This window comes from Hyphomonas sp., from assembly GCF_022844445.1.
Taxonomy (GTDB): domain Bacteria; phylum Pseudomonadota; class Alphaproteobacteria; order Caulobacterales; family Hyphomonadaceae; genus Hyphomonas.
The window spans coordinates 21,217-47,373 of the sequence record NZ_JALHLS010000010.1 but is presented as its reverse complement, the minus strand read 5'-3'; the positions used below and the strand labels follow the sequence as shown (position 1 = coordinate 47,373).

Genomic DNA, 26,157 nt, shown 5'->3' with positions numbered 1-26,157 from the left:
TCAGGAGACCCTAGACCCCGCCTGCTCGCGGCGAAAGGCTTCAATGCGGGCCTCGATCTCGTCGCGGGCCCTGGCAAAACGGGCGCGGAAGTCTTCCGGCGTCAGGGCGGGATCGCTGCTGGCGGGGTCATCGATAGGCCAGTGGAGGCGCTGGGTCTTGCCGGGGAGCCAGGGGCAGATCTCCTCGGCGCAGAGCGTGATCACGTAGTCGAAGGCGGCGGCGTCCAGCGAGGTGAAGGATTTCGACGTGTGGGTGGTGATGTCGATACCCCGGTTGGCCATCGCTTCGATGGCATAGGGATTGGGCTTGGTCGGGGCGGAGCCCGCGGACAGGACTTCGTGGCCGGGGCCGAGCAGATGGCGGGCGAGGCCCTCGGCCATCTGGCTGCGGGCGGAATTGGCGACACAGAGGAAGAGGAGTTTCATGCAGGCTCCGTCTCGAAGGCGGCGAACTTGGCGCGGGTGCGATTGGCGAAGGCGACGAGGGACAGCATCACCGGGACCTCGACGAGGACGCCAACGACCGTGGCGAGGGCGGCGCCGGAGTTTAGGCCGAAGAGGCTGATCGCTACGGCGACGGCGAGTTCGAAGAAGTTCGACGTGCCGATCAAGGCGCACGGCGCGGCGATTCGGTGCGGCACCTTCCAGGCGAAAGCGGCAGCGTAAGCCAGGGCGAAGATGCCGTAGGACTGGATGAGGATGGGCACCGCGATGAGGGCAATGACGAGCGGATTGGCGAGGATGACGCCGCCCTGGAAGCCGAAGAGGAGGATGACCGTGGCAATGAGGCCGATGACGGAGACAGGTTTGATCCGTGCCATGAAGGTATCGACGGCGCCCTGCCCGCCCCGCGCCATCAGCCAGCGGCGCGCGAGGATCCCGGCGATCAGCGGGATGATGACATAGAGGCCAACTGACAGGAGCAGTGTTTGCCAGGGCACTGCGATTTCGGCGACGCCGAGCAGCAATGCGACGATGGGCGCGAAGGCGAAGACCATGACGGCATCGTTCACGCCGACCTGCGCGAGCGTGTAGGCGGGGTCGCCTTTGGTCAGCTGCGACCAGACGAAGACCATGGCGGTGCAAGGCGCAGCGCCGAGGAGAATGAGGCCGGCGATGTAGGATTTTGCGTCACCCGCAGGGATCAGGCCTGCAAAGACATGCTCGAAGAAAAGCACGCCGAGCAGAGCCATCGTAAAGGGCTTCACCAGCCAGTTGATGACGAGCGTGATGACGAGGCCTTTCGGCTTTGCGAAGGCGCCGCGGATACCCGCGAACTCGATGCCGATCATCATGGGCCAGACCATGGCCCAGATGAGCAGGGCAACGGCGAAGTTGACGTTGGCGTACTCGAAAGCGGCGAGCGCGCCGAAGGCGGCCGGAAACAGCTGACCGAGCGCGAGGCCCGCGAGAAGGGCAAGGCCGACCCAGACGGAGAGGTATTTTTCAAAGAGGCTCATGCGCGAACGGGGCGGCGGGCTTTGGGCTTGGCCGGCGGGCAGCAGTCGGCGCGGGCAGCGGCGGCCTGGACGGGTGCGCAGACTTCCGGGCGGCCGCCGCAGCAGTCTTCCATCAGGTAGACGATCAGTTCACTGAGCGCTTGCGGTTGCGCAGCATAGCGGATGGAGCGGCCGTCGCGCGTGCCGAGGATGAGGCCGGCGGCGGAAAGCACGTTCAGCTGGGCCGACAGTGTATTGGGGGCCTGGCCTAACTCTGCGGCAATCTCACCGGCGGCAATGCCGTGCGGGCCGGCGCGAACGAGCAATCGGAAGACGTCCAGCCGCGCGGGCAGGGCAAGGGCAGAGAGGCGATCGATAGCGGCTTTTGATTCCATATTTCAACGAATGTCGAAATATTTAGCCCGCGTCAAGGGCGCGCGCGGCCTTTTGCGGCGATTATCAGGACTTGATCTCGATGGATACGAACTGGTCGAACCAGCCTCCGGTTTCGCCGCGTCGTTTGACGCGGAGGAGGATCGGCGTGTTCGGCGTGGCGAGGCCGGCCTTGACCTTGGCCAGTGTGTCGGTGACCGAAGCGACGCTCTTGAAGTTCACCTCGACGATGACATCGCCGCGGCGCAGCTTGTTGTAGGCGCGCCCCCGGGCGCTGACCGACGTGACGACGACGCCGCTGATATCCTTCGAAATCCCGTAGCGGCGGCGCATGTCATCATCGACAGGAGCAAGCTCCGCTCCCAGATCATTGGAGCTGGCGGCGGTGTCCGGGGCGGCGGCGGCAGGCGTATCGCCATCTTCCTTCAGCTCTGTGAGTGTGACAGCCACCTCACGCGAGCGGCCGTCACGCACGATAGAGAGGTTCACCGGCTTGCCGATGGGCTTTTCAGACAGGGTACGCGTCATCTCACGCACGCCGATGACTGACTTGCCGTCGATGGTGAGGATCAGATCGCCAACCTCCAGCTTTGCCTTGGCGGCTGGACTGTCCTCGCTGACGCGGGTGATGATGACGCCGCTGAGACCCTTGGCGCGGTAGGCCTTGATGAGGTTTGCGTCGGCATCCTGCACGTTCACGCCAAGCCAGGGACGGCGCACGCGGCCTTCTTTGATGAGCGCCTGCGAGATGCGCTTCACCGTGTTGGACGGCACCGAGAAGCCGAGGCCGATGGAGCCGCCTGACTGGGAGATGATGGCAGTGTTCACGCCGACGACCTGACCGGCAAGGTTGAACAGCGGGCCGCCGGAGTTGCCCTGGTTGATGGCGGCGTCAGTCTGGATGAAGTTGTCCGACCGCCCCGTGTTGAGGTCGCGGCCGGTGGCCGAGATAATGCCGGCAGAAACCGAGCCGCCGAAGCCGAGCGGGTTGCCGATGGCGATGACCCAGTCACCGACCACGGCTTTGTCACTGTCGGCCAGTTCGACGAAAGGCAGCGGCGTTCTCGAGGAGACCTTGAGGACGGCGATGTCGGTGTCGCGGTCGCGCCCGACGAGTTTGGCCTGAAGTTCGCGCCCGTCCGAGAAGGTGATGGTGATTGTGTCGGCTTTCTCGATCACATGATTGTTGGTCACGATGTAGCCATCGGCGGAAATGACGAATCCGGAGCCGAGCGATCCCTGGCGCTGGAATCCGTCTCCGTCACGGCCGAAATATTCATTGAAACGTTCGGCTGGCGAGCCTTCCGGGAAAGTGGGCATGCCGGAGGCTATGACCGTCTCGGTGGAAATGTTGACCACCGCCGGCATAAGGCGCTTCGACAGGGCGGAGAAACTCGACGGCGCGGACTTCATGTCGACGCCGGTAGCGGGCTTGGACAGGCTGCCCTGCGCGGCGGCCTCAAGGCCCATGGCGGGCAAGGCAAGCAGGGTGAGCGCCAGGAGTGCGGCGTGGTTCATGGCGGCGTTCGCTCCGGTCAGGTTCGGAACTTTTCTGAGGTCCGATTGGTGCTTGACTATGGCGCTTTGGGGGCCGAGCGCAACCGGTTCAGGCGGTGCGGACTGCCAAGGAAAGGAGGCCGGCCCCGACGACGCAAACGGCGAGACCGGCCACGATCAGGTCACGCGAAGGCAGGTTGGAAATGCGGGAAGCAAGATCGCGCATGAAATCCGGTGCAAGGGCGCACAAGGCGCCCTCGACCAGCAGCCAGACCCCGAAGCCGGCAAGGAGGATGGAAATGAGGCTCACCAGGAGGCGGCAGGAGCATCCTTGCGATGCTCCTGCCCCTGAGGGGATAGGGCAGATTGGCGAGGACCGGTTCCCAGGTTCGCCGCCATTGGCCTAGCGCGGCGCGCCGGCGGACCGGGCACTGTCGAAGAACTGGTCACAGATGCCGAGCGAATTCGGGCCGACGATGACCTGCGTGCCTTCCTGGATCGCCGCTTCACAGGCGATTAGGGCGCGCTGGAAACGGAAGAATTCCGGGTCTTTGTTGTAGGCCAGGGCATAGGTTTCCGAGGCTTTCGCATCGCCTTCACCGCGTATCTTGGAGGACTGTTCGCGGGCCTGGGCCTCGATAACGGTCTTCTCGCGCTCAGCGGTGGCGCGGATCAGGCGGGCCTTCTCCTCCCCTTCCGAGCGGATGCGTTGGGCTTCCTGCAGACGGGCTGTGCGCATGCGCTCGTAGACACCTTCGGCGACTTCGTTCGGAAGGTCGGCCTGACGGACGCGCACGTCGATGATGTCGATACCGTCGGCGGCGAGGCCGGCATTCACGCCCTGACGGATGCGGCCCATCAGCTGGGCGCGCTGGCCAGAGACGATTTCCGGGACCGGCACATCGCCCAGCACTTCGCGGATGGCGGAGGTGGTGATGCGGTCAAGCTGTGAGCGAGCCGCTTCTTCGGTGCGAAAACGCTGATAGTAGCGCAGCGGATCGTTGATCCGCCAACGGACGAAGGCATCAACGCGCAAGCGGCGCTGGTCAGCAGCAAGAACCTGGATGCCTTCAATGTCGAGGCCGAGGTTGCGTTTGTCGATGATCTCGACCTGCTGGATGATCGGTATTTTCATGTGAAGGCCGGCTTCGTCCTTACCGGGCTCGTTAATCAGGGCAACCGGGCGTCCGACCTGGAGCACGATGGCCTGTTGCGACTGGCGCACGATAAAGAAAACGTTCGAGGCGATGATCAGTCCAAGGAAGGACACGACCAGAATGAGCCATCCAAAAGCGCGCATTATTGGTCTCCCGTGTTCGGTGGGGTTGCTTGGCGGCGGGTGCGCTCAAGCGGGAGGTAGGGAACGGCGCCGGAATCCTGGTCAAGGATCATCTTGTCCGTGCGGCCAAGGACGCGTTCCATGGTTTCGAGGTACATGCGCTCGCGGGTCACGCGGGGCGCTTTGCGGTATTCCTCGTAGATCTGGTCGAAGCGGGAGGCTTCACCGCCCGCGTCCGCAATCACGCGGTCGCGGTAGGCTTCGGCTTCCTGTAGCAGTCGCTGCGCAGTACCACGCGCCTGAGGCACGATCTCGTTGGCGAACTGGGTGGCCTGGTTGGTCTTAGTCTCGGCGTCCTGTTCAGCGACGTTCACATCGTTGAACGCCTCGATCACCTGTTGCGGTGGATCGGACTTGTCGATCTGTACCGAAAGGATCTCGACACCGGTGCGATACTCGTTGAGCAGCGCCTGGGTCTGCGCGGCAACCGCCTGCTGGACGGTGTCACGCTCGGTGGTGATGATGTTCTGGAGGCGGGTCTTGCCGACGACTTCGCGCATCACCGACTCGGCGACCTGTTCGACCGTCAGCGTGGGATCGCGCACGTTGAGCAGGAAGTTTTCCGGATTGGCCGTGTCGACCTTCCAAAAGACCGAGAACTGGATGTCGACGATGTTTTCGTCCTGCGTCAGCATCAGGCTCTCTTCCGCCGTGCCCCCGAGCCGCGTCTCGATCCGGCGCTCGACCGGGATCAGCGTGTGGCTCTCGATCGGCGCGGGAAGATGGAAATGAAGGCCGGGGCCAAAATTCGTCTGCCATTTGCCGAACCGGAAGACGGCCGCCTGCTGGGTCGGGTCAACGATGACGATGCTAGTGGAGAGCCAGGAAAGCACCACGACGCCGCCGATGACGAGCAGGCCGAGCGGGCCGAGGTTCGGCATCTGCGCGCCGCCGCCCTTGCGCCGGCCGCCGCCGCCCCCGCCCCCGCGTCGCTGGCGAAACCGGTCCTGCATCCGGCGCATCTGTTCTTCGAGGTCGGGCGACTCGTCCTTTTTGCCGCCACCACCGCCGGAACCGCCTCCGGAGCCGCCGCTGCCGGGACGGTTCCAGGGCGAACCGCCCTCACCGCCGCCCGAGCCCTTCCCGCCGCCGCCGCCGCCCCATGGGCCGGAACCTTTATTGTTTTCTTCCCAGGGCAATAACGCCTCCTGAATTCTTCGATTGGGGCCTATATAGGGCGTCTTCAGACGTCTGCACGTCGATTCGACCTGTCTAACAGGGGAAAATGAAGCAACTTCTTAACTGGATGCTTGCGGTTTCGCCCTCAGCGCGAGTAGGCCGCAGCTAAGATCGTTTACAGGCCGAGGTCCGGGATCAATGTTTGGCTCGAAGCAAAAGACGCGTGAAAAGCTGGCCGGGGCCATCCGGGAGGCACTGGGCGGGGCAGATTGGCTGGAATCGGTGACCGTCGACGATGACGGCAAGGCGCTGCTGGTGATCCGCGCCGACGGGGGCGACGCCGGCACGGCAGAGGCGCGGCGAATTGAAGCTGAAAATTATGCAGGCCGCATCCCGGGGATCACCGTGGTGCGCAGCGTGCTGACGGCAGAGCGCGCGCCGGGCCGAGGCTCAAGTCAGGTGCCCGCCCATTCTCATGGACCCGGGCAACCGCACAATCACGCCCCCGCCCCGCCCGCACCAGGCCTGAGACGGGTTACCAAGGGCGCGCGCCTCTCAGACGAGGCAATCAGCCAGGGCGTCCCTGCCCCGGCGCAGGCGCTCAAACCCGTGCCGGGCATCGACCGCATCCTGGTGGTGGCGAGCGCCAAGGGCGGCGTCGGCAAATCCACCGTGGCGGTGAACCTTGCCGCCGCGATGGCGAAGGCGGGCATGCGCGTGGGCTTGTTGGACGCCGACATCTACGGCCCGTCGATCCCCACGATGCTGGGTACCGTGGCGTCGGAGCCGGCAACCTCGGCGGCAAAGAAACTGGTGCCGGTGGACGCGCACGGCATGAAAACACTCTCGATCGGCTATCTCTCCGACCCTGACGCGCCGATGATCTGGCGCGGACCAATCGTGATGTCGGCGATCACGCAGCTGCTGAACGATGCCGAATGGGGCACGCGGGAAGACCCGCTGGACATCCTGATCATCGACACACCGCCGGGCACAGGCGACGCGCAGCTGGCCATTGCACAGAAGGTACCGGTGACAGCCGCGATCATTGTGACGACGCCGCAGGAAGTGGCGCTCGCCGATGTGCGGCGCGGGGCGGCAATGTTTGCCAAGACGCATGTGCCCGTGATCGGTCTCGTCGAGACGATGAGCTGGTTCGAGGATTCAACCGGTGCAAAGCAGTACCTGATGGGGGAAGGCGGCGCGCGCAAGACGGGCTCGGCGCTAGGCCTGCCGGTTCTGGCAGAGATCCCGATGCTGCAGGCGATCCGCGAGGGCGGAGACGCGGGCCTGCCGGCGGCCCTGGGGAATGGTCCGGCGGCAGGAATATTCATGAACCTGGCACGGAATGTGGCGATTGCGCTGGATCAGCTGGTGACCAAACCGGCGCCTGAGATCGTGTTCGAGGATTAGGCCGCCCTGATTCGACAGGGAATATTGCTTGCAAAAAATATAAATGTAATCAAAGACTTGCGTGTTTCGAACAAACGCCGCATAGGGAGCGCTACCGACGCTTGCGTCCGCCCGCCGGAAAGGCCGTGCCCCCATGTCACTCGAAAAATCTGAGACCTTCGACGCGATCGACGAAGTCGCCCACGCTGATGCTGCGCCGATGATACAAACCGTGGCCGTTTCGCTTATTCCCGAACCGCGTGAGCCGCCGCGCAAGCGCTATGCCGCGCCGTCGGCCCCGCGGGTGCTGAAATGCATGCTGCCGGAAGGCTCTGCGGGCCGCACGCCCCGGGTGAAGGCCTGAGACCATCCGCATCCGGACAGACTCGGCAGACCTGCAGCATCCTCAATCGCTGGGGCGTCCTGAAGACATGATAAAGCACGCCGCCCACCTGTTGTGCTGGCTACGGCGTATACCGGCCCTTCTGATCAGCGCCGTATACCTGATCGCATCCGCCGGACTTGTCGCAGTGCCCGCATCTGCGCAGGCCGGACCGTCCGTTTCCGGATCGCCCGCCAATTCGGTGGCCAAACCCTATGGTAACGGCTGGACCTGTGACAAGGGTTTCCGCGAAACGGGCGGTGCCTGCGCGAAGGTGACCGTGCCCGCCAATGCCCACTTGACCGGCGGCAACTATGGCGCGGGCTGGGAATGCAATTACGGGTTTGATCGCACGGGTGACGTCTGCGCGGCGGTGAAGATACCGGCGAACGGATTCCTCGATGGCTCAGGCACACGCTGGGACTGCGAACGCGGCTTCGTGCGTGAGGGCCAGCAGTGCGCGGCGATCAAGGTGCCGGCGAACGGTTATCTCACCAACTCAAGCTATGGCACCGGGTGGGCCTGTGAGCGCGGTTTCCGAGCCGAAGGCAAGACCTGCCTGAAGATCGTGTTGCCGGCGAATGCCTACCTGACCGACAGCGCCAGCGGAACAGGCTGGGCCTGCGTGCGCGGCTTTGCGGCCAAGGGCGCGGCGTGCGCCAAGATCAGCGTGCCAAAATCTGCCCACCTCACGACGTCCGGTGACGGATGGCAGTGCAACCGGCCCTACCGCCAAGTGGGCGGAGCGTGCGTAGCGCCCTAGGCGCTGCCGGCTCATTTTGCAGCAAGCCCATCAGCCCCGGCCCCTCTCCCATAGGATGGGAACGGGACGAAGAGGGTCACGCGTTATAGTTCAGCTTCAGACCGGCTTCGGGCCATCTTGTCTTGAGCAACTGACCTGTGCCGGAAGCGCAGATCCAAGCGTCGTGCATGTCCTTGCCGCCGAAGGCGATGTTGGTGACGAAGGGGTCTGCTATTTCGGTGAAGCTGGAGGCCCCGTCCGGCGAGATGGTCGTAATGCCGCCCATGCCGCCATTCTTGAGGATTGTCGCTACACAGACGTTTCCGGAGGCGGCGACGGCGAGGGAGTCGAAATAGCAAAGCTCCGTCTGCCCCGCAATCACGCGCCCGCGCAGAAAGGGCGGCTTGTGAGGCGTGTATTCGCCAGGGCCGGTGAGCGCGAAGGCCCAGAGGCGGGCGGTCATCGTGTCGGCGAAGTAGAGCGTTTTGCCGTCCGGCGAGAGGCCGCAACCGTTCGGCGAGATGTGGTGGTAGTCGACTTCCTTGATCAGGCTGCCATCGGGCCTGGCGTAATAGACACCGCCATGGTCGCGGTTGCGCGAAAAACCCTTGCCGAGATCGGTGAAATAGAAGCCGCCGTCCTTGTCGAACACGATGTCGTTCGGCCCGCGCAGCAGATTGCCGTCCACCGCGTCATAGAGGCGTTCGACTTTACCGGTGGAGAGGTCGATCCGCTCAATGCGGCCACCAGAATAGTCGGGCGGACAGTTGCCGGGAACGGTGAGGCCGGCGACCTCGTGATACTCGAAACCGCCATTGTTGCAGCAATAGAGCGCGCCGTCCGGGCCGATGGCAAGCCCGTTCGGGCCGCCGCCGGGCGCAGCGATGACTTCGCGCTTGCCGTTCCAGAGGCGCGTAATGCAGCCGAGCTTGATCTCGACCAGGATGATCGATCCATCCTGCATGACCACAGGGCCTTCTGGAAAGCCGAGGCCTGAGCCAACCACTTCGAATTTCATGTCTTCCTCCCGGATACGCTGGCCGGAAGGCTACGCCTGTGGTGCAGGAGCGTCCACCGCTCCCGCCGGGTCAGGCCAAGCTCATGCGGGCGCGGTGACGTGGTCGAGGATGCGCAGCGTGAAGGCATGGTCGTTGCCCTCCCCTGCCGCAAAACGCACGACCGAGGATTCAGACCAGCGGGCGGTATCGATCGCGGGGAAGAAGGCGTCGCCTTCGGGCTCGGCGTCGACTTCGGTGAGGTAGATCCGGTCGGCCAACGGCAGGGCGAGGTCGTAGATCGCCGCGCCGCCGATGATGAAGACTTCCGGCTGTCCGGCGCGCAGGGCCATCGCCTTGGCAGCGTTGATGGCTGGCGAGACGCTGGAGTAGACGCGCGCCTCTGCGGCGTCATAGTTCCAGTCACGGCTGATCACGATGTTTGGACGGCCAGGCAACGGGCGCTTCGGCAGACTTTCCCAAGTCTTGCGGCCCATGATAACGGGCGCGCCCATCGTGGTGCGCTTGAAATGAGCAAGGTCGTCCTTCAGACGCCAGGGCAATTGCCCTTCGCTGCCGATCACTCTATTTCGGCCTTGGGCGACAATGAGGCTGAGCCGGATGGGTTCTATCATGGAGGTGGTTCCGGGCGGCCTCGGGATGGGAGCAGCATGCGCCATCCCTGGCGCCGTTAACTATAGGGGTAAGAAGTGGGGCGTCATGCGCCCGGCCACCACCCCGGTGCAACCGGCAATCGCAGCATTGGCTGCATTTGCCGCACACGGAGGGGCGCCTTGTGAGCTTTGATATTACCTCCGTACTGACGAACGGACAGCCCGCTCTGCTGGGCCCGGCGCTGGGTGCGCTCGGGCTGACAGTTGCGGCCATCTGGTTCCTGCAGGGGCGCGCGTGGGCGCTGCTGTATGTGGTCTTGATCCCGTTCCTGAACTGGAGCTTCGGCATCATCCCGGAATTCGGCGTGCTGGCGCCCGGCGAGAATGCCGTATTCCCGCAAGGCGTCGCGCTGCATCCGATGACGATGGTGACCGGCATGGTGTTCGTAATCCGCGATTTCGTACAGCGTGAGATGGGCCACCGTGTGCTGATCCTGATGGCGATCGCAGTGGCTTGGTCGTTCTTCTATGCCTGGCCGGTGATTGCGCTGGCGAGCGGCATCGCGTTCGCCATTTCCGAAGGCGTGGACTGGCTGATCTTTACGTTCACCAAGTACCGCCTGTCGACGCGGATCCTGATTTCTAGCGCGGTGGCGGCGCCGGTGGACACGACCGTGTTCCTTTACGGCGCCGATCTCGCCAAGCAGATGGAGCTCGGGATGGAGCCCGGCAATTCGCTGCATCCCTGGAACTGGGTTGTGTTCGTCGTCGGCAAAATGGTGGGCGCGCTGATTGTATCGGCGGTTATCCGGCGGCGCGAGGATGCCGGGCTGATTTCGCCGCGCGAAGCTTAGGTGAACATGTTCGGCGCGGGTCGCGGCACAAAAGCCGGGGCGCCTGCGCTTGGCACGTTGAGCCACCCCTGCGTTGAGGTGAAGAAGTCACGTGACCCTCGATCCCTGAAGCTTGTCGAGGGTCACGCCGAAAGTAGCGAGAGGATTATGCCGTCTCGAGAACCTTTTGCTTGAACAACAGACCTGCCAGCGCCGCGCCGATCAGCGGAGCGATCAGGAATAGCCAGAGCTGCGAAATGGCTGCGCCGCCAACGATGATCGCCGGGCCGAAGCTGCGTGCCGGGTTCACCGAGACGCCGGTGACCTGGATGCCGACGATGTGGATCACGGTTAGCGTTAGGCCGATGGCTAGACCGGCGAGCATGCCGGGGGCGGACTTCTGCGTGCTGCCGAGGATGACCACCAGGAAAAGGAAAGTGGCGACGATCTCGAAGGCGAGCGCGGAGACAAGATTGTATTCGCCGAGGTAGCCCGCGCCCCATCCGTTCTGGCCGAGGCCGTTTGCAGCGAGGTCATAGCCGGCCTTGCCGGTGGCAATGAGGTAGAGGACGCCGGCGCCGAGTAGGGCTCCGGTGAACTGGGCGGCCCAGTATTGCAGCATGGCATTCAGCGGCAGGCGCCCGGCAACAAAGGCGCCGAAGCTGACCGCGGGGTTCACATGGCAGCCCGAGATGGGCCCGATGCCATAGGCCATCGCGATGATCGCCAGGCCGAAGGCGAAAGCGATGCCGAGCTGGCCGACTTCGCCGCCGGCGAGCACGGCCGAGCCGCAGCCCAGAAGGACAAGGGTAAAGGTGCCGAGAAGCTCGGCGACGAAGACTTTCATTTGGTGCCTCCAAAAAAATCCGTACGGGGCGGATCTTGCGTGTCCCCCTCGGCACGGATCACAACCATGGCGGGCTTTGCGGGCCGCCGCAAGCAGCGCCGGCGGACTTGCCTTAAGCAACCGATGCGGCAAGACATAACGCCCGAGCACCCCGCAACCGGAGAGGATGGCCATGATACACTTGCGCACCCTGGCCCTGGCCGCATTGACCGCCGCGCTGATCACCGGCTGCGGGTCAAAGGACAAGGATACGGCGCCCAAGACCGGAGCACCGGCCGCTGCCGTGTCGCCGGCACGGGGCACGGCGCCTGCCATATCCGGCGCGCCCGCCGGCGAGTCGAAGATCGTATCCCTGCCCTTCAGGGTGGACGTGTCGCTGTCGGAAGACGCCCGCAAGCGTCTCGCCGAGACAAATGCCGATCTCGGCGTGTCGGCAGACTATTACGGCGCGCCGAAGGATACCGGGATGGCGGGGCTCGACCCAGATCTCGGTGTCTGGCTGGGAGGCGAGATGGTGACCATCGACCCGGGCCAACGGTCCGTGACGTTCAAAGGCCAGGTCGATGCGGCCCGCGTGGCCCGGGAGGTGATCGGCGATGCGCGCGTCAGGGTATTGGTGTTCCCGGTGCGCGCCTTTTCGGCCGAAGCCGCGATCACCTGCACCGAATTTGACGAATACATGTCGATCGCGGTGGAAACCGGCGGCACGTCACACTGCACGCTGAAGGGCGAGTAGGCCGTAGACTCAGACCGCCACGGCGGCCTTGATGTGCGGGTGCGGATTGTAGTTCTCGATCCGGAAATCCTCATAGGTCCAGCCGAAAAGATCGGTCTTGTCCGGGTTCATCCAGAGGGTCGGAAGCGGGCGCGGTTCGCGCGTCAGCTGCAGCTGGGCCTGTTCGAGATGGTTCAGGTAAAGGTGCGTATCCCCGAACGTGTGTACGAAGTCGCCCGGGCGCAGTCCGGTCGCGCGGGCCATCATGTGCGTCAGCAGCGCATAGGAGGCGATGTTGAACGGAACCCCAAGGAAAACGTCCGCCGAGCGCTGGTAGAGCTGGCAGTTGAGGCGCCCGTCGATGACGTTGAACTGGAACAGGCAATGGCAGGGCGGCAGGGCCATGTCGTTAACATCTGCCGGGTTCCAGGCCGAGACGATCAGACGGCGGGAGTTCGGATTGGTGCGGATCTCGTCGAGCACCCACTGGATCTGATCGATGGTGCGCCCGTCCGGCGCGGCCCAGCTGCGCCACTGCTTGCCGTAGACCGGGCCGAGATCGCCGTTTTCGTCGGCCCATTCATCCCAGATGGAGACACCATTCTCTTTCAGCCAGGCAACATTTGTCTCGCCCCGCAGGAACCAAAGCAGCTCCACGATAATAGAGCGCACGTGCAGTCGTTTCGTCGTCAGAAGCGGAAAACCCTTTTCCAGGTCAAACCGCATCTGGCGGCCGAATACACCGCGCGTGCCGACACCTGTCCGATCGCCCCGTTCATGGCCGTTCTGCAGTATGTCCTGCAGGAGCGCGTGGTATTCCAGCATGTCAGACTCCTCTCGCGGGCGGGCGAATCGGGCGAATAATAGGTTAACCGGACCCTACCCGGCGAGTCACAATTTGCCGGTTCCCGGAAACCGTCTTTCAAGCCCGATCTGTCATAAGCCTCAGCAGGTATTGCGCGGAAATCCGCCAAGAGGACGCTGGGCTATGACGACCAAGTTTGCATTTTTGCACCGGTTCGCCGGGAATGACCGCGGCAACGTGGCGATGCTGTTCGCCCTGTCCTGTCTGGCGATCTTCCCGCTGGTCGGCTTTGCCATCGACCTCTCGCGGGTCATGGTGGAGAAGCACAAGCTGCAACAGGCGACCGACGCTGCGGCGCTGGCCGCCGCCCATGATGCGTTCATGTCGGTGGATCAGCGCGTCTCTGTGGTCGAAGCTCACCTCAACCATCTCGAACAAGACCTCGGCCGCGAGATCACCTACGAACTGACCCAGGACGCCGAAGGCCGCATTTCGCTGGTCACCCACATCGTCGTCAATACGACGATCGCCAAGATCATGGGCCGCGATGACGTTGCTGTCAGTGTACGGTCAGACGCGCTGGAAGGCGGCGCCGATATCGAAGTCGCGATGATCCTCGACATCACCGGCTCGATGTCCGGCAACCGCATCATCGCCCTGAAGGAAGCGTCCGAAGACCTCGTCAACATCGTCGTCAAAGACGAGCAGGACCCCTACTATTCCAAAGTTTCCATGGTTCCCTATTCGGTGGCTGTGAATGTCGGTGGCTATGCTGAAGAAGTCCGCGGGCCGATAACCGGCGGACGCCCGATCAGCGGCGCGGCCTGGCAGGTCGGCGCTCAGCGGAATATCACCGGCATCACCCGGGCGAACCCCGCCGTCGTGACATCCAACGGACACGGCTTTGCCAACGGTGACCGCGTCTGGATCAGCGGCGTGAGCGGCATGACGCAGGTCAACAACCGGGTGTTTACTGTCTCGAACGCGGCCACCAACACCTTCCGTCTGGAGAGCACCAACAGCTCCGGCTTTTCGAACTATTCGAGCGGCGGCATCATCCGGCGGTGCATCAATACCAATTGCGAAGTGACTGTCACGGCCAACAGCCACGGCCTGGACAATGGCGATCACGTCTGGATTACCGGTGTGAACGGCATGACACAGATCAACCGGACGACCCACCAGACCTGGCAGGTTTCAGGCGTAACCGCCAACACCTATGTGCTCAACACCACGGTCGGTCCGAACTACACCGCCTACACCAACAACGGCACGTCCTTCTGCACCGAAGCAGGTTGTGAGTACTTCCGCTTCAACAACGCCAGCAACGGCGCCCAGCGGCTCCACCGGATCAGCACCTGTGCAACGGAACGGACAGGTGATGAGGCCTATACGGATGTCGCTGCCGAGGAGAGCTACGTTGGACGCGGCTATCTGTCGACCGCCAACCCCTGCCCGACCAACCAGATCATTCCGCTGACGGCTGACAAGGATCTGCTTATCGACGCCATCGACGACCTGACCATCGGCGGCTCCACCGCCGGCCAGATCGGCGCGGCTTGGGGTTTCTATACGCTTTCTCCGGACTTCGGTGACATTTTCCCCACCGAAAGCAAGCCGGCGACTTTCGGCCGCCCGAAACTCTACAAGTTTGCCGTCTTTATGACCGACGGCGATTTCAACTCGGCTTTCTGCCAGGGCGTCCTGTCGCGGACCTCGACATCCGGCTCAGGCTCTACGGCGGATCAGATCAACTGCGATGCGGAAAACGGAAATGCGTTCGTGCAAGTGCAGGAATACTGCACGGCCATGAAACAGGCCGGCGTCAAGGTCTACACGGTCGGCTTTGAAGTCGGCAACTCTTCTAACCTGCGCACCGCGCTGACGAACTGCGCGACCAGTTCGCAATTTGCGTACTTCGCATCTGGCTCGGCCGAGCTTGTCTCGGTGTTCAACCAGATTGGCCGCGACATCAACGAAGTCCGTCTCGTCAAATAAAGCCGGTTCGAATACGGCGTCAGAAGGCCCGTCATGAACACGCGACTGAAACTGGAACTGAAGCGCTTCGGCGCAGCCAATGGCGCCAACATCGCCATGCTGACGGCGCTGCTTATCCCCGCGATCCTGGCGCTGGTGGGCATTGCCATCGACACACAGAATACCGTGCGCCAGAAATCCAAGGTGCAGGCTTCGCTCGACTCGGCTGTCCTTGCCGGCGCCCTTCAGCGCCAGCGCGGCATGACCGAGGAAGCGGTGCGCGCCGATGTTCAGCGCTATGCAGAAGCGATGTTCATCGAACAGGGCGGCGGCCTGGACTGTGCCCCCGTGACGGTGACCTTTGATACCGAAAGCCAGGACATTGCCGGCAGCGTGCGCTGCGCGCAGCCGACCTACCTGACCCATATGATCGGGCATGACGAACTGGTGTTCACGGTCGATGCGACCTCAACCTATGGCATCGGCGTGGTGGATGTCTCTTTCATCTTCGACGTTTCCGGATCGATGAACAGCTTCAACCGCCTGCCCCAACTGAAAGAAGCTGCGGTGGCAGCGCTTGACGAGCTGCTGCCGGATGACCGCCCGCGTGACGGTTCGGTGCGTATAGCTATCGCCAGCTACAATCATTCGCTGAATGCAGGCCCTTATGCGGACGCCGTGACTGACGACCAGACGCTGAGCGCGGACGGATCGAACAGCACGGCCCTGTCCAACTATAATGCGTACAATGACGAACGCATGATCGACTCGGCGACCGGCAAACGCTTCTTCTACTACCAGCGCGGCACCTGCACGAGCGGTGGCAGCTGCGGCCGCAGTTCCAGCTATACCTGGAACACGCGCCGCTATTTCTTCGAGGATACCGGGCTGTCCGACTCCTGCGTCTACGAACGCACCGGCGCACATGCAGCGACAGATGCAGCGCCAACCTCCGGACGCTGGATCGGGGCGGGAAATCCGCGTTGGAACTTCTCTGCCAGCTCGGGCAACAAGTTTGACGGCTGGCGCAATGTGGAAAACAGCAATGCGACCGGCTACGGCGTGGGCGCCTATGAAGGTCGCCATGGCACCTGCCAACCTTCGGGCCCGGTGCCATTGACCGATGACAAGGAAGCGCTGGAGGCGCACGTCAACGGCCTGGTCGCCGAGGGCGGCACGGCCGGTCACCTCGGCATCGCTTGGGGCTGGTATCTCCTGTCACCGAACTGGACCGGCATCTGGCCGGAACAGTCCGCACCCCGCCTCTATGGCGCGCCGCGGACGAGCAAGTTCCTGATCCTGATGACGGACGGCGATTTCAACATTCAGCATCCGACCGCAGGGCGCTCCTCGTTCCAGCAATCAATGGACCTGTGCGACCAGATGAAGACGCTGCCGAGCAACGTCCAGATCTTCACTGTGGGCTTCCAGGTGCCGACGACCGTACAGAAGACAGGCGACGGGCGCACGATCCTGCAATACTGCGCCTCATCCCCCGGCCATGCCTTCAGCGCCGATAGCGGCGCAGAGCTGGTCGAGGTTTATCGCACGATTGCCCGCTCGATTTCGGACCTCAGGCTGAAACACTGATCCGCAGCGCTTGCCGGGGATAGGCCGGGATCGCTATGGCTGTGGTCGATGTTTACCTGGATCCCGAATGCCCTGACGATTTCGCGCTGCGTGTTCGCGGTGCTGGTGCTCTACGGCACGCTGAATGCAGCGGCCGAGGCCGAGGCGATGCGGGCCGCGACCGGCGACGACGTCCTGCGCCATGCAACGCTTGAACAGCTTTGGCACCAGTTCGCTCTGCTCGGCTTCATCTCTGGCGCGTTGACGGATTTCCTCGACGGCTGGGCAGCGCGCCAGTTCAAGGCCGAGAGCCGGTTCGGCGTCTGGCTGGATCCGATTGCCGATAAGCTGCTGGTCGGCTTCGCCCTCCTCGGTGTCGCCCTGACGCTGAAGAGCTGGCTGATCTATCTGCCCGCCGCGCTGATCATTGCCCGTGATGTCTTCATGACCTGGCTGCGCACACGGCCGGAGGCCGCCGGGGTCGTCGCGCCCTCCGGCCTCGCCAAGTTCAAGACGGGCATCGAGATGGCCGCGATTGCCGGCCTGATGATCCCTTTTGCGCTGGCACCTGCAAGCGTCGAGGCGATGGAGAAATCCGATCCCGCCGCGCTGATCGGCGCCGTTGCGCTGGTAGGTCTGCTTTGGGTGGCGGCGGCGCTGTCGCTGATCACGGCAGCGCAATATGTGCGCGTCATCCGGAGGGGGTGACCGTCGGCCTGCGGAAATTTCTGGTCCCGCCGCAGACGCGGCGCAGTGCTGCCCGACTGATGCCATGATTGGCTTCAAGGTTGAGCACCATGAGACAGCCGGTGGGACCAAAACCAAATCTCATTGTACTGCTGCTGGCAGCGCTTTCCTTCCTGTGCCTGCCTGCGTTCTTGGCATTTGCCGAGGCGGAGACGGTGCCGTCCACCCGCCGCTCTGAGGCGGCCTTTGCCGCGCAAAAGCCGAAACTGGAACAGGCTCTGGAGGCAAATGGCCTGAAGCTTGGCAGCCCGGTCTACCTGCGCCTCACCAAGCAACCGGCCGAACTCACCGCCTATGTCCGCGGCGCGGACGGCGCCTTCAAGGCCTTCCGCACCTGGCCAGTCTGCTCCGTGTCCGGATCACTTGGCCCGAAGATACGCGAAGGCGACGGACAGGCGCCGGAGGGCTTCTACAAGGTGAAGCCGGCGCAGATGAACCCGGCTTCGAGCTATCATCTCGCCTTCAACCTCGGATACCCCAATGCCTTCGACCGGGCCAATGGCCGCACGGGGAGTTTCCTTATGGTGCATGGCAGCTGCGTCTCGATCGGCTGCTTTGCGATGACCGATCCCGCCATCGAGGAAATCTGGACGTTGATGCAGGCCGCATATGAAGGCGGCCAAAGTTCTGTGGACGTGCATGTCTTCCCGTTTGCAATGACCGAAGACAATCTCGACGCCCAGTGGGGAAACGAGCATCTTGCTTTCTGGACGAGCCTGGCGCCGGCCTGGATCCAGTTCGAGGAGACCGCCCGCGTGCCGCGGGTGAAAGTGTCTGGCAAGACCTATCAGGTTCTCGGTGCCCAGTAGGGCGAGATCGGCGCGCCGCGATAGAGTTCTTCCAGGCGGCGCATGTTGCCGGCAGTGATACCTTGCGGGGGATGCAGCGGATCGACCCAAGTCGTCTCGGCGATCTCGCCGGCGCTGGTGGCGCCGATCTGTTGCCAGCTGCCCCAGGGCACGTGGTAGAGCAGCACGTGATCGTTCCGGAAGTTGTTATGGTTGGAGTAGAAGCCGAAGACTTTGGGATCAGCGGTAAGGCGGATGCCGCCTTCCTCCACGAGTTCGCGGCGCAGCGCGTCCAGCGCCGGCTCGCCGTGCTCAACGCCGCCGCCGGGCATGAACCAGCCGGGCATGTAGGTGTGCCGCACCATGAAGACGCGGCCGTCTGCATCCTCCACCGCCGCGCGCACGCCGAGCGTCATCGGGCGACTGATCCGGAACCAGGCCTGGAAGGCGAGCGTGCGCAGCGTGGGCATGCGGCCTAGCCTTTCACGATTTCGGAAGCGCGGTAGCCCTGGAAGAACAGCGCCGCCGTAAGGTCCGTATACTGAATGGAGGCGTTCGCCTCCGCCGCCACCAGAGGTTTGGCCTTGTAAGCGACGCCGATGCCCGCCGCCCGGATCATGTCGAGATCGTTTGCGCCGTCGCCCATGGCGATGGCGTCTTCGGGCGTGGCGCCCAATTGCTCAACCGCTTCGATCAACGCTTCGCGCTTCGCTTCGCGCCCGAGGATCGGGCGGCCGACCTCGCCGGTGAGGGCGACGCCGTCATCGCGCAGCGTGTTGCCAAGATCAGCGTGGAAGCCTGCCATCTGCGCCACGCGGGAGGTGAAGAAGGTGAACCCGCCGGAGACGAGCAGCGTGGCGGCACCGTGCGCCTTCATCGTCGCGATCAACGTGCGCGCGCCGGTGTTGAGCGTGATGCGCTCGCGCAGGGTGCGGTCAAGTTCGCCGAGGGAGAGGCCGCGCAGCATGGCGACGCGGGAGGTGAGCGCGGCTTCAAAGTCCAGTTCGCCGCGCATGGCACGTTCGGTGATCTCGGAAATCTGCGGCTTGAGGCCGACAGCATCGGCAAGCTCGTCGATGCACTCCTGACCAATAATGGTGGAGTCCATGTCCGAAATCAGCAGGCGCTTGCGACCGAAGCGGGCGCGCGGGATCACAGCGGCGTCGATCGGTAGGTTGTGCTCGGCGATCGCGGCACGCAGTCGCGCCGCCTTCTCTGCCGTGCCCTCGAACGGCATCGCCCCGGCGATGAACGGGGCGCCCGATGCCAGCTCGATCCAGCCGCCCGGGACCGCGCGGGCGAGGCCGACAAGGTTCGCCAGCATGTCCTGCAGGTCGCAGGCACCTTCCCGGCAGACCCCGGAAACAATCCACTGTTCGTTCACGGCTGGCGGCTCCCCGGATGACGGCCTGTCTCTATGAGTCTTTCCTCAGGGCGGGCAAGCCCTTAGGTGTGGTGGATGCATCCTGCCATCTTGATCCACGGTCCTACGGCCAGCGGCAAGTCCGCCCTTGCCATCGAAGTCGCCCGGCGGCTCGGCGGAGAGGTCATCAATGCCGATTCAATGCAGGTTTATGATGAGATCCAGGTCATTTCTGCCCGTCCGAGTGAAGAAGAGATGGCCGGCGTGCCTCATCACCTGTTCGGCTATGTTGATCCCGGCACCCGCTATTCGACCGGCGAATGGTTGGAAGCGGCACGCGCGGTCATCAAAAAGCTGCAGCGCCAGAACAAACGTGCCGTCTTTGTGGGCGGCACGGGGCTCTACCTGCTGGCGCTCACGCAGGGCCTGTCCGACATTCCGCCCGTACCCGAGGAAATCCGGGCCGAGGTGCGCGCACTCAGCGAGGCGGAGGGAGCCGATGGCCTGCGCGCCCGTCTGATGCCGCATGATCCGGAGCTGGCCGAGCGGCTGGGCACCGGCGACCGCCAGCGCCTCGCCCGGGCTTACGAAGTGTGGCTCGCCACCGGCCGCTCGCTCAGCGACTTCCAGACCGAGCGCCAGCCGCCTGTGCTGCAGCCGGGCGAATGGACGGGCTTTGCCCTGACCCCGCCGCGCGGCGCGCTCTACAAAAAGATCGACCGGCGCTTCGAGGGCATGCTGATGCAGGGCGCTATGAACGAGGCCCGCGCGCTGGTGGCCCGGGGCCTCGACCCCGAGCTCCCGGTGATGAAGGCCTGCGGCATGCCCTGGCTGACAGCCTTTGCCCGGGGCGAGTTGAGCCCCGAGGAAGCCGCCGAAAATGCGAAGCGGGACACGCGGCGCTATGCAAAACGGCAGTTCACCTGGATCGGACGCCAGTTTCCGTTCTGGACCCGCATACCCTCCCCCGAGATGAGTGACCGACTCAGGGTGATTTTTGCCCTTTACAGGGAGATTGACACCGCTCAAGCGGAAGATTATGCCTGAGCACACTAATTCGAGGAAACGCCACTTGCGCAAAATGACCGTAGTACAGCTTCGGCGCCCGTAGCTGCCTGTCCTTACAGGCGGTTGCGGGTGCGCACAGAAAAGGGCTTCCTCTCGGAGGCCCTTTTTTGTTTGGCCGATACCCTCTCCCACGCCCCTCCTGAACCCCAGAAGACCCCGAGCCCTCAAATGACGACAAAGACCAAGGCAAAGCCCGCTGCCGCGACTGCCGGAACAGCCGCCCCCCGCATGATGACGGGCGCGCAAATCGTCGTGGAGGCGCTGCGCGAGCAGGGTGTCACTGTGATGTTCGGCTATCCGGGCGGCGCGGTGCTACCGATCTATGATGCGCTCTACGGGCAGGACACGATCCGCCACGTCCTCGTGCGCCACGAGCAGGGCGCCGGCCATGCAGCGGAAGGCTATGCCCGCTCCACCGGTACGTGCGGCGTGGCCCTGGTGACGTCCGGTCCCGGCGCCACCAACATGGTGACGCCGATCACCGACGCGCTGATGGACTCGATTCCGATGGTCGTGATCACCGGCCAGGTGCCAACGCACCTGATCGGCACCGATGCCTTCCAGGAATGCGACACGACCGGCATCACACGCAGCTGCGCCAAGCACAATTACCTCGTCACCGACGTGAACCAGCTCGCCCGCGTCATGCATGAAGCATTCTATGTGGCGACCTCCGGCCGCCCCGGCCCGGTGGTCATCGATATCCCGAAGGACATCCAGTTCGCGACCGGGCCCTATATCGGCAAGGAAGGCATTACCAAGCCGACCTATGTGCCCCAGCGCATCCCGAACCGCGAGGCGATCAAAGCGGCCGCCGAGTTGATGACCAAGGCCTGGCGCCCGATATTCTATACAGGCGGCGGCGTCATCAATTCCGGCCCGCGCGCGTCCGAAAAGCTTCGTGAGCTGCAGGAACTGACGGGTTTTCCGGTCACCTCTACGCTGATGGGCCTCGGCGCCTTCCCCGCTTCGCATCCGGACTGGCTGGGCATGCTCGGCATGCACGGCAGCTACGAAGCCAACAACGCGATGCATGACTGCGACCTGATGATCTGTGTCGGTGCCCGCTTCGATGACCGCGTGACAGGGCGAATCGATGCGTTCTCGCCGAAGTCGAAGAAGATCCACATCGATATCGATGCCTCCTCGATTAACAAGATCGTGCGCGTCGACGTGCCCGTGGTGGCAGACTGCGCCGAGGCGCTCGACGCGCTGATCACCGAGATCAAGGCGCTTAAGCGCAAGATGCCGGACCTGTCAGCCTGGCGCGACCAGATCGATGCCTGGCGGGCGCGCAAGTGCTTCGCCTACAAGAACTCGGACGAAGTGATCAAACCGCAATACGCGGTGGAGCGGCTCTACGCCCTGACCAAGGACCGCAAAACCTACATCACCACCGAAGTCGGCCAGCACCAGATGTGGGCAGCGCAGTTCTATCATTTCGAGGAGCCGAACCGGTGGATGACCTCCGGCGGTCTCGGCACGATGGGCTACGGGCTGCCCGCGGCAGTCGGCGTGCAGGCGGCTCATCCGGACGCCCTCGTCATCGATATTGCCGGCGAAGCCTCGATCCAGATGATGATGCAGGAGCTGTCCACCGCCGTGCAGCACAAGCTGCCCGTGAAGGTGTTCATCCTCAACAACGAGTGGATGGGCATGGTGCGCCAGTGGCAGGAATTGCTGCACGGGGAGCGCTACTCACACTCTTATTCGGAAAGCCTGCCAGATTTTGTGATGCTGGCCAAAGCCCTCGGTGGGCACGGCATCCGCTGCGACAAGCCGGAAGAGCTGGACACCAAGATCCTTGAAATGATTGACTATCCGGGTCCGGTCCTCTTCGACTGCCGGGTCGAGCGGGCGGAAAACTGCCTGCCGATGATCCCATCAGGCTCTGCGCACAACCAGATGATTCTCGGCGTGATTACGGGTAACGAAATCGGCGAGGCTGGGCGAAAGCTGGTTTGAGATAACACGGCGGAACGCCGGTTGACGTGGGGACGGTGATGGATCTGACACAATTGCTCTCGTTCGGGCAAAGTTATGGCGATGCAATCATCGCCATCCTGTCCGCAGGTGTCGCGGTAATCAGCGCCCTGATCGCGCGGGGCGAAACCCGCCGCCAGCGCAAGCTGCAAACCGAGCGTCTGCGCCAGAGCATCGACGCCGCGAGCCTCGACTGGGGCAATGGCGCGATCGACACGCTGGCGCGCGCCGCAATGTTTGCCCGCACACGCCACCTGCAGACCAATGACGGCGCGTTCCTGGCGAACAAGGCCAATCTGATGGTGGCGCTCTCGACGCTGGTCGACCGGGGCCGGATGTTCTTCCCGAACCTCAATCCGGACAAGAAAGGCGCCGAGAAGGAAGGCGCCTATCGCGGTCACCGTCCGCCGGTGCTGGACGCGCTGATGTGGACCTATCACGAGCTCGAAGCGATGACCCGCGAAGGCGGCCCCTCCGGAGAGGACAGCGCGGCTTTTGTCGACGAGTGCCGCCGCCTGCTCGTCTCCGAGCTGCAGTCCTATCTCGATCCGCGCCGAAAGGACGAAGTGGTCGAGCGTTATGATGATCAGGAGGATGGAGATCGCAAGGACGCCATTTCCAAGTCGCAGGGGCTGAAAGCCAAACTTGAGACCCGCCGCCCCGGGCTTGCCTTCGGCGCCTCGGCGACCCCTAACCAGAGGCTGCAATGAACGACCGGACCACACCCACAGGCGGCAACGGGCCGAAATCGGCCTATTTCATTTCTCATTCTGACGAAGCGGTGGAGCGGCGCACGCTGGCCGTGCTGGTCGACAACGAGCCCGGCGTCCTGGCGCGGGTCGTCGGCCTCTTCTCGGGGCGCGGCTACAACATCGACTCCCTGACCGTCGCCGAAGTCGATGCCAGCCAGCACCGCTCGCGCATTACCATCGTCACGCAAGGCACGCCCCACATTCTCGAGCAGATCGAGGCGCAGCTCCTGCGCATCGTGCCGGTCGCGGAAGTCATCGACATCACCAATTCCAAGAGCGGCATCGAGCGCGAGTTGGCGCTCGTGAAGGTCGCCGGTATCGGCGAAAAGCGCGTCGAAGCCCTCCGCATCGCTGAGATTTTCCGGGCACATGTGATAGATACGACAAACGAGAGCTTCATTTTCGAGGTCACAGGCGCCTCCGAAAAGCTGACCCAGTTCGTCGACCTGATGCGCCCTCTGGGCCTGGTCGAAGTCAGCCGAACCGGCGTCCTGTCGATCAAACGCGGGAAGGAGAAAGGATGATCACCTCTCTCTGGCGCGCCGGTCTGGTGGGCCTTGGCATTATCGCCTCGCCGCTCGCGGCGGGGGCGGAAACGCAAGGCTGCAGCGCGAACCTTTCAACTGCAACCCTATCGACATCGCCGGACGCCGCGCAGATGAGCTGCGATCTTGAGCGGGCTGCGAAGATCAGCGACCGCGCCCGAAAGATCTATGGCGTGCAGCCTGATGCCCAGATCGAGATCATCGACACCGCCTCGCCGAGCGGCGCGGCGTACATCTACAAAGTGCTGAATGACGGGATGCACCTTCGCCTCGATGCGCGCTCAGTGCCCGACGGACGCGGCCCGCGCTGCCGCCTGCAGGCGACGATCGCGGACGATACCGCCAATGCGCTCGCCTCACTGCTCGTGAAGGCCGCCGACGCCGCCGTGCCGGACTATGGCGCGCGCGAGGACGTGAAAATCAACGCCGATGGCTCGCGCAGCGTGCGCCTCGCCATCGAGAGCCATGACATCATCACCCGCGCCCAGACCGCGTCCGGCGAGCGGAAGTTTTCGCGGCATGCCGGATCGGATGATCCGGTGAGCCAACTCAACAATCTCGTCATCGGCGTCGCCAATGTCAGCCCCGATTGGGTCTGCAGCGCCTCCTGACGGATCCCTCCAGCGCCATTTCCCCCTACCCCTTAGCGGAGCCTACGAACGCACATGAAAATCTATTACGAACAAGACGCCGATATCTCGCTGATCCAGAAGAAGAAGGTCGCGGTCGTCGGGTATGGCAGCCAGGGCCACGCCCACGCACTGAACCTCAAGGATTCCGGCGTGAAGAACATCAAGGTCGCGCTGCAGGAAGGCTCCGCCTCACGCAAGAAGGCCGAAGCCGCCGGCCTTGAGGTGACCTCCGTTACCGAAGCAGCGAAATGGGCCGACGTACTGATGATCCTCGTGCCGGACGAGAAACAAGCCGTTCTGTTCGCCAACGAGATCGAGCCGCATCTGCGCGCCGGCCAGCACATCATGTTCGGCCACGGCTTCAACATCCATTACAATCTCATCCGCCCCCGGAAGGATGTGGACGTTTCGCTCTCCGCGCCGAAGGGCCCGGGCCACACGCTACGCAACCAGTTCCAGATGGGCTTCGGCCTGCCGGGCCTGATCGCCATCCACCAGGACGCCACCGGCACCGCCCAGTCCGTCGCCCTGTCCTACTCGAAGGCGATCGGCAACACGCGCGCCGGCGTTATTGAAACCTCGTTCCGGGAAGAGACCGAGACCGATCTCTTCGGCGAACAGGCCGTGCTCTGCGGCGGTATCGTCGAGTTGATCAAGGCCGGTTACGAAACGCTGGTCGAAGCCGGCTACGCGCCCGAGATGGCCTATTTCGAATGCCTCCACGAGACCAAGCTGATCGTCGACCTGATCTATGAAGGCGGCATCGCCAACATGAACTATTCTATCTCGAACACAGCCGAGTACGGCGAATACGTCACTGGCCCGCGTATCGTGAACAGCGAGACGAAGAAGGAAATGAAGAAGGTTCTGGAAGATATCCAGAACGGCACCTTCGCCCGTAACTGGGTGCTGGAGAACCAGGCCGGCGCGCCGGGCTTTCACGCCATGCGCCAACGAATGGCGTCACACAGCATCGAGGAAGTCGGCGAGAAGCTGCGGGGCATGATGCACTGGGCAAAGAACGACCGCCTCGTGGACAAAAGCCGCAATTAGGAATGGGCCAGCCCTTCCTCGAGGGCTTTGCCCACCGCCTCGCAACCGTGGCGGATCAGGAAGAAATCGCCGCGCTGATGGACGCCGCAATCGGTGAACTTCAGCGCGGTTTTCTTTCGCCCGAACAGATCGAGGTCGCCCGTTCCATTATGGGTCTCGACCGCCAGCTGATCGCGGACGGTACATATTTCACCGTGCATGACGCGGCCTCCGGGCGGCTCGCCGCCTGCGGCGGCTGGAGCCACCGCGCGACGCTCTATGGCGGCGACCATTCCACCGCGCAGCGCAACGCCGCACTGCTGCGGATCGGCACCGACGCCGCCCGCATCCGCGCGATGTATACCCATCCGGATTTCGTTCGCCGGGGTCTCGGCAGGTATGTATTGTCCGTATGCGAACAGGCGGCACGCAGCGCCGGATTCAAGCGCGCCGAACTCATGGCGACGCTGGCGGGCGAGCCGCTTTACCGCGCCTGCGGCTACGGAGAGATCGAGCGCATCATCAGCGCGTCGGTGGACGGTATCGATGTGCCGGGCCTGCGGATGGGCAAGGCGATCTGACGGCGCGG

General features: G+C 63.6%; 29 protein-coding genes. 16 read left to right on the top strand and 13 right to left on the bottom strand.

Annotated elements, in window-relative coordinates; translation table 11 throughout:
- From Q0C17_RS12135 to hflK, 7 genes are all read right to left on the bottom strand, one after another.
- Entirely contained in the window at positions 1 to 426 is a 426-nt protein-coding gene (locus Q0C17_RS12135; protein ID WP_291206542.1) for an arsenate reductase ArsC, read from the bottom strand.
- Positions 423 to 1,460 (bottom strand): ACR3 family arsenite efflux transporter, encoded by a 1,038-nt coding sequence (gene arsB / locus Q0C17_RS12130; RefSeq protein ID WP_291206539.1) that lies wholly within the window; start codon positions 1,458 to 1,460, stop codon positions 423 to 425. The genes Q0C17_RS12135 and arsB overlap by 4 nt, the downstream gene beginning before the upstream one ends.
- Positions 1,457 to 1,834: a helix-turn-helix domain-containing protein gene (locus tag Q0C17_RS12125; protein ID WP_291206537.1), complete on the bottom strand. Its 378-nt coding sequence runs from the start codon at positions 1,832 to 1,834 to the stop codon at positions 1,457 to 1,459. Before Q0C17_RS12125 ends, arsB begins: the two co-directional genes overlap by 4 nt.
- Positions 1,835 to 1,898: 64 nt before the next feature.
- Entirely contained in the window at positions 1,899 to 3,350 is a 1,452-nt protein-coding gene (locus Q0C17_RS12120) for a Do family serine endopeptidase (RefSeq protein ID WP_291206534.1), read from the bottom strand.
- An 88-nt stretch (positions 3,351 to 3,438) separates the two neighbouring features.
- The gene (locus Q0C17_RS12115) at positions 3,439 to 3,639 is read right to left on the bottom strand and encodes a DUF2065 domain-containing protein (protein ID WP_291206531.1); all 201 of its coding nucleotides are present in this window, start codon (positions 3,637 to 3,639) and stop codon (positions 3,439 to 3,441) included.
- Between the two features lie 93 nt (positions 3,640 to 3,732).
- Positions 3,733 to 4,629, bottom strand: coding sequence for a protease modulator HflC (locus Q0C17_RS12110; protein ID WP_291206528.1), 897 nt, complete (start codon positions 4,627 to 4,629; stop codon positions 3,733 to 3,735).
- Entirely contained in the window at positions 4,629 to 5,807 is a 1,179-nt protein-coding gene (gene hflK, locus Q0C17_RS12105) for an FtsH protease activity modulator HflK (RefSeq protein WP_291206525.1), read from the bottom strand. Before hflK ends, Q0C17_RS12110 begins: the two co-directional genes overlap by 1 nt.
- Positions 5,808 to 5,985: 178 nt before the next feature.
- Here hflK and Q0C17_RS12100 point away from each other — a divergent pair, with 178 nt between their 5' ends.
- The 3 genes from Q0C17_RS12100 to Q0C17_RS12090 all read left to right on the top strand — a co-directional run bounded on the left by Q0C17_RS12100 (position 5,986) and on the right by Q0C17_RS12090 (position 8,324).
- Positions 5,986 to 7,200 (top strand): Mrp/NBP35 family ATP-binding protein, encoded by a 1,215-nt coding sequence (locus Q0C17_RS12100; protein WP_291206522.1) that lies wholly within the window; start codon positions 5,986 to 5,988, stop codon positions 7,198 to 7,200.
- Between the two features lie 133 nt (positions 7,201 to 7,333).
- Positions 7,334 to 7,543: a hypothetical protein gene (locus Q0C17_RS12095; RefSeq protein ID WP_291206519.1), complete on the top strand. Its 210-nt coding sequence runs from the start codon at positions 7,334 to 7,336 to the stop codon at positions 7,541 to 7,543.
- 67 nt (positions 7,544 to 7,610) lie between these two features.
- Positions 7,611 to 8,324 (top strand): hypothetical protein, encoded by a 714-nt coding sequence (locus Q0C17_RS12090; RefSeq protein ID WP_291206517.1) that lies wholly within the window; start codon positions 7,611 to 7,613, stop codon positions 8,322 to 8,324.
- A gap of 76 nt (positions 8,325 to 8,400) precedes the next feature.
- On the opposite strand, the gene Q0C17_RS12085 is transcribed toward Q0C17_RS12090, so the two are convergent.
- Both Q0C17_RS12085 and Q0C17_RS12080 read right to left on the bottom strand, forming a co-directional pair.
- A complete protein-coding gene (locus tag Q0C17_RS12085; RefSeq protein ID WP_291206514.1) occupies positions 8,401 to 9,321 on the bottom strand; it encodes an SMP-30/gluconolactonase/LRE family protein in 921 nt (306 codons plus the stop codon).
- Positions 9,322 to 9,402: 81 nt separating this feature from the next.
- Complete coding sequence (locus tag Q0C17_RS12080) at positions 9,403 to 9,933, bottom strand: dihydrofolate reductase (protein ID WP_291206511.1); 531 nt, start codon at positions 9,931 to 9,933, stop codon at positions 9,403 to 9,405.
- 161 nt (positions 9,934 to 10,094) lie between these two features.
- On the opposite strand from Q0C17_RS12080, the gene Q0C17_RS12075 reads away from it, so the two are divergent.
- Positions 10,095 to 10,766 (top strand): VUT family protein, encoded by a 672-nt coding sequence (locus tag Q0C17_RS12075; protein ID WP_291206508.1) that lies wholly within the window; start codon positions 10,095 to 10,097, stop codon positions 10,764 to 10,766.
- A gap of 145 nt (positions 10,767 to 10,911) precedes the next feature.
- Here Q0C17_RS12075 and aqpZ read toward each other — a convergent pair whose 3' ends face one another.
- Positions 10,912 to 11,592, bottom strand: coding sequence for an aquaporin Z (aqpZ, locus tag Q0C17_RS12070; RefSeq protein WP_291206505.1), 681 nt, complete (start codon positions 11,590 to 11,592; stop codon positions 10,912 to 10,914).
- Positions 11,593 to 11,764: 172 nt separating this feature from the next.
- Here aqpZ and Q0C17_RS12065 point away from each other — a divergent pair, with 172 nt between their 5' ends.
- On the top strand, positions 11,765 to 12,328 hold the full coding sequence (locus Q0C17_RS12065) for a hypothetical protein (protein WP_291206502.1): 564 nt from the start codon (positions 11,765 to 11,767) through the stop codon (positions 12,326 to 12,328).
- 9 nt (positions 12,329 to 12,337) lie between these two features.
- On the opposite strand, the gene Q0C17_RS12060 is transcribed toward Q0C17_RS12065, so the two are convergent.
- Entirely contained in the window at positions 12,338 to 13,132 is a 795-nt protein-coding gene (locus Q0C17_RS12060) for a thymidylate synthase (protein ID WP_291206499.1), read from the bottom strand.
- A gap of 163 nt (positions 13,133 to 13,295) precedes the next feature.
- Here Q0C17_RS12060 and Q0C17_RS12055 point away from each other — a divergent pair, with 163 nt between their 5' ends.
- The 4 genes from Q0C17_RS12055 (at position 13,296) to Q0C17_RS12040 (ending at position 18,214) form a co-directional block, all read left to right on the top strand.
- Complete coding sequence (locus tag Q0C17_RS12055) at positions 13,296 to 15,110, top strand: ubiquitin-activating E1 FCCH domain-containing protein (RefSeq protein WP_291206496.1); 1,815 nt, start codon at positions 13,296 to 13,298, stop codon at positions 15,108 to 15,110.
- A 33-nt stretch (positions 15,111 to 15,143) separates the two neighbouring features.
- Complete coding sequence (locus Q0C17_RS12050) at positions 15,144 to 16,679, top strand: pilus assembly protein TadG-related protein (RefSeq protein WP_291206494.1); 1,536 nt, start codon at positions 15,144 to 15,146, stop codon at positions 16,677 to 16,679.
- Positions 16,680 to 16,727: 48 nt separating this feature from the next.
- Positions 16,728 to 17,366, top strand: coding sequence for a CDP-alcohol phosphatidyltransferase family protein (locus Q0C17_RS12045; RefSeq protein WP_291206492.1), 639 nt, complete (start codon positions 16,728 to 16,730; stop codon positions 17,364 to 17,366).
- 89 nt (positions 17,367 to 17,455) lie between these two features.
- Entirely contained in the window at positions 17,456 to 18,214 is a 759-nt protein-coding gene (locus Q0C17_RS12040) for a L,D-transpeptidase family protein (RefSeq protein WP_291206490.1), read from the top strand.
- Here Q0C17_RS12040 and Q0C17_RS12035 read toward each other — a convergent pair.
- Positions 18,193 to 18,663: an NUDIX domain-containing protein gene (locus tag Q0C17_RS12035; RefSeq protein ID WP_291206488.1), complete on the bottom strand. Its 471-nt coding sequence runs from the start codon at positions 18,661 to 18,663 to the stop codon at positions 18,193 to 18,195. The genes Q0C17_RS12040 and Q0C17_RS12035 overlap by 22 nt on opposite strands.
- Before the next feature lie 5 nt (positions 18,664 to 18,668).
- Entirely contained in the window at positions 18,669 to 19,577 is a 909-nt protein-coding gene (gene serB, locus Q0C17_RS12030; protein ID WP_291206486.1) for a phosphoserine phosphatase SerB, read from the bottom strand.
- Positions 19,578 to 19,652: 75 nt separating this feature from the next.
- Here serB and miaA point away from each other — a divergent pair, with 75 nt between their 5' ends.
- From miaA to Q0C17_RS11995, 7 genes are all read left to right on the top strand, one after another.
- The gene (gene miaA, locus Q0C17_RS12025) at positions 19,653 to 20,603 is read left to right on the top strand and encodes a tRNA (adenosine(37)-N6)-dimethylallyltransferase MiaA (RefSeq protein ID WP_291206484.1); all 951 of its coding nucleotides are present in this window, start codon (positions 19,653 to 19,655) and stop codon (positions 20,601 to 20,603) included.
- Positions 20,604 to 20,852: 249 nt separating this feature from the next.
- Positions 20,853 to 22,589, top strand: coding sequence for an acetolactate synthase 3 large subunit (locus tag Q0C17_RS12020; protein WP_366914821.1), 1,737 nt, complete (start codon positions 20,853 to 20,855; stop codon positions 22,587 to 22,589).
- A 38-nt stretch (positions 22,590 to 22,627) separates the two neighbouring features.
- Complete coding sequence (locus Q0C17_RS12015) at positions 22,628 to 23,317, top strand: hypothetical protein (protein ID WP_291206472.1); 690 nt, start codon at positions 22,628 to 22,630, stop codon at positions 23,315 to 23,317.
- Positions 23,314 to 23,883 carry an acetolactate synthase small subunit gene (ilvN, locus tag Q0C17_RS12010; protein ID WP_291206469.1) on the top strand — a complete coding sequence of 190 codons (570 nt, stop codon included), beginning with the start codon at positions 23,314 to 23,316 and terminating at the stop codon, positions 23,881 to 23,883. The genes Q0C17_RS12015 and ilvN overlap by 4 nt, the downstream gene beginning before the upstream one ends.
- A complete protein-coding gene (locus tag Q0C17_RS12005) occupies positions 23,880 to 24,515 on the top strand; it encodes a hypothetical protein (RefSeq protein WP_291206466.1) in 636 nt (211 codons plus the stop codon). Before ilvN ends, Q0C17_RS12005 begins: the two co-directional genes overlap by 4 nt.
- Before the next feature lie 54 nt (positions 24,516 to 24,569).
- Positions 24,570 to 25,589, top strand: a complete 1,020-nt coding sequence (gene ilvC, locus Q0C17_RS12000; RefSeq protein ID WP_291206463.1) for a ketol-acid reductoisomerase — start codon at positions 24,570 to 24,572, stop codon at positions 25,587 to 25,589.
- 2 nt (positions 25,590 to 25,591) lie between these two features.
- Entirely contained in the window at positions 25,592 to 26,149 is a 558-nt protein-coding gene (locus tag Q0C17_RS11995) for a GNAT family N-acetyltransferase (RefSeq protein WP_291206460.1), read from the top strand.
- Positions 26,150 to 26,157: the final 8 nt, after the last annotated feature.

Excerpts from the sequence above, each read along its gene's own strand:
- Q0C17_RS12045 (WP_291206492.1), top strand. The coding sequence starts at position 16,728 with ATGTTTACCTGGATCCCGAATGCCCTGACGATTTCGCGCTGCGTGTTC.
- Q0C17_RS12085 (WP_291206514.1), bottom strand. The coding sequence starts at position 9,321 with ATGAAATTCGAAGTGGTTGGCTCAGGCCTCGGCTTTCCAGAAGGCCCT.
- Q0C17_RS12080 (WP_291206511.1), bottom strand. The coding sequence starts at position 9,933 with ATGATAGAACCCATCCGGCTCAGCCTCATTGTCGCCCAAGGCCGAAAT.
- Q0C17_RS12090 (WP_291206517.1), top strand. The coding sequence starts at position 7,611 with ATGATAAAGCACGCCGCCCACCTGTTGTGCTGGCTACGGCGTATACCG.
- Q0C17_RS12005 (WP_291206466.1), top strand. The coding sequence starts at position 23,880 with ATGATCACCTCTCTCTGGCGCGCCGGTCTGGTGGGCCTTGGCATTATC.
- Q0C17_RS12125 (WP_291206537.1), bottom strand. The coding sequence starts at position 1,834 with ATGGAATCAAAAGCCGCTATCGATCGCCTCTCTGCCCTTGCCCTGCCC.
- ilvC (WP_291206463.1), top strand. The coding sequence starts at position 24,570 with ATGAAAATCTATTACGAACAAGACGCCGATATCTCGCTGATCCAGAAG.
- Q0C17_RS12135 (WP_291206542.1), bottom strand. The coding sequence starts at position 426 with ATGAAACTCCTCTTCCTCTGTGTCGCCAATTCCGCCCGCAGCCAGATG.
- Q0C17_RS12035 (WP_291206488.1), bottom strand. The coding sequence starts at position 18,663 with ATGCCCACGCTGCGCACGCTCGCCTTCCAGGCCTGGTTCCGGATCAGT.
- Q0C17_RS12050 (WP_291206494.1), top strand. The coding sequence starts at position 15,144 with ATGAACACGCGACTGAAACTGGAACTGAAGCGCTTCGGCGCAGCCAAT.
- Q0C17_RS12095 (WP_291206519.1), top strand. The coding sequence starts at position 7,334 with ATGTCACTCGAAAAATCTGAGACCTTCGACGCGATCGACGAAGTCGCC.
- Q0C17_RS12065 (WP_291206502.1), top strand. The coding sequence starts at position 11,765 with ATGATACACTTGCGCACCCTGGCCCTGGCCGCATTGACCGCCGCGCTG.
- Q0C17_RS12060 (WP_291206499.1), bottom strand. The coding sequence starts at position 13,132 with ATGCTGGAATACCACGCGCTCCTGCAGGACATACTGCAGAACGGCCAT.
- Q0C17_RS12020 (WP_366914821.1), top strand. The coding sequence starts at position 20,853 with ATGATGACGGGCGCGCAAATCGTCGTGGAGGCGCTGCGCGAGCAGGGT.
- aqpZ (WP_291206505.1), bottom strand. The coding sequence starts at position 11,592 with ATGAAAGTCTTCGTCGCCGAGCTTCTCGGCACCTTTACCCTTGTCCTT.
- Q0C17_RS11995 (WP_291206460.1), top strand. The coding sequence starts at position 25,592 with ATGGGCCAGCCCTTCCTCGAGGGCTTTGCCCACCGCCTCGCAACCGTG.
- Q0C17_RS12040 (WP_291206490.1), top strand. The coding sequence starts at position 17,456 with ATGAGACAGCCGGTGGGACCAAAACCAAATCTCATTGTACTGCTGCTG.
- arsB (WP_291206539.1), bottom strand. The coding sequence starts at position 1,460 with ATGAGCCTCTTTGAAAAATACCTCTCCGTCTGGGTCGGCCTTGCCCTT.
- Q0C17_RS12015 (WP_291206472.1), top strand. The coding sequence starts at position 22,628 with ATGGATCTGACACAATTGCTCTCGTTCGGGCAAAGTTATGGCGATGCA.
- miaA (WP_291206484.1), top strand. The coding sequence starts at position 19,653 with ATGCATCCTGCCATCTTGATCCACGGTCCTACGGCCAGCGGCAAGTCC.
- Q0C17_RS12120 (WP_291206534.1), bottom strand. The coding sequence starts at position 3,350 with ATGAACCACGCCGCACTCCTGGCGCTCACCCTGCTTGCCTTGCCCGCC.
- ilvN (WP_291206469.1), top strand. The coding sequence starts at position 23,314 with ATGAACGACCGGACCACACCCACAGGCGGCAACGGGCCGAAATCGGCC.
- Q0C17_RS12055 (WP_291206496.1), top strand. The coding sequence starts at position 13,296 with ATGACGACCAAGTTTGCATTTTTGCACCGGTTCGCCGGGAATGACCGC.
- Q0C17_RS12100 (WP_291206522.1), top strand. The coding sequence starts at position 5,986 with ATGTTTGGCTCGAAGCAAAAGACGCGTGAAAAGCTGGCCGGGGCCATC.
- Q0C17_RS12110 (WP_291206528.1), bottom strand. The coding sequence starts at position 4,629 with ATGCGCGCTTTTGGATGGCTCATTCTGGTCGTGTCCTTCCTTGGACTG.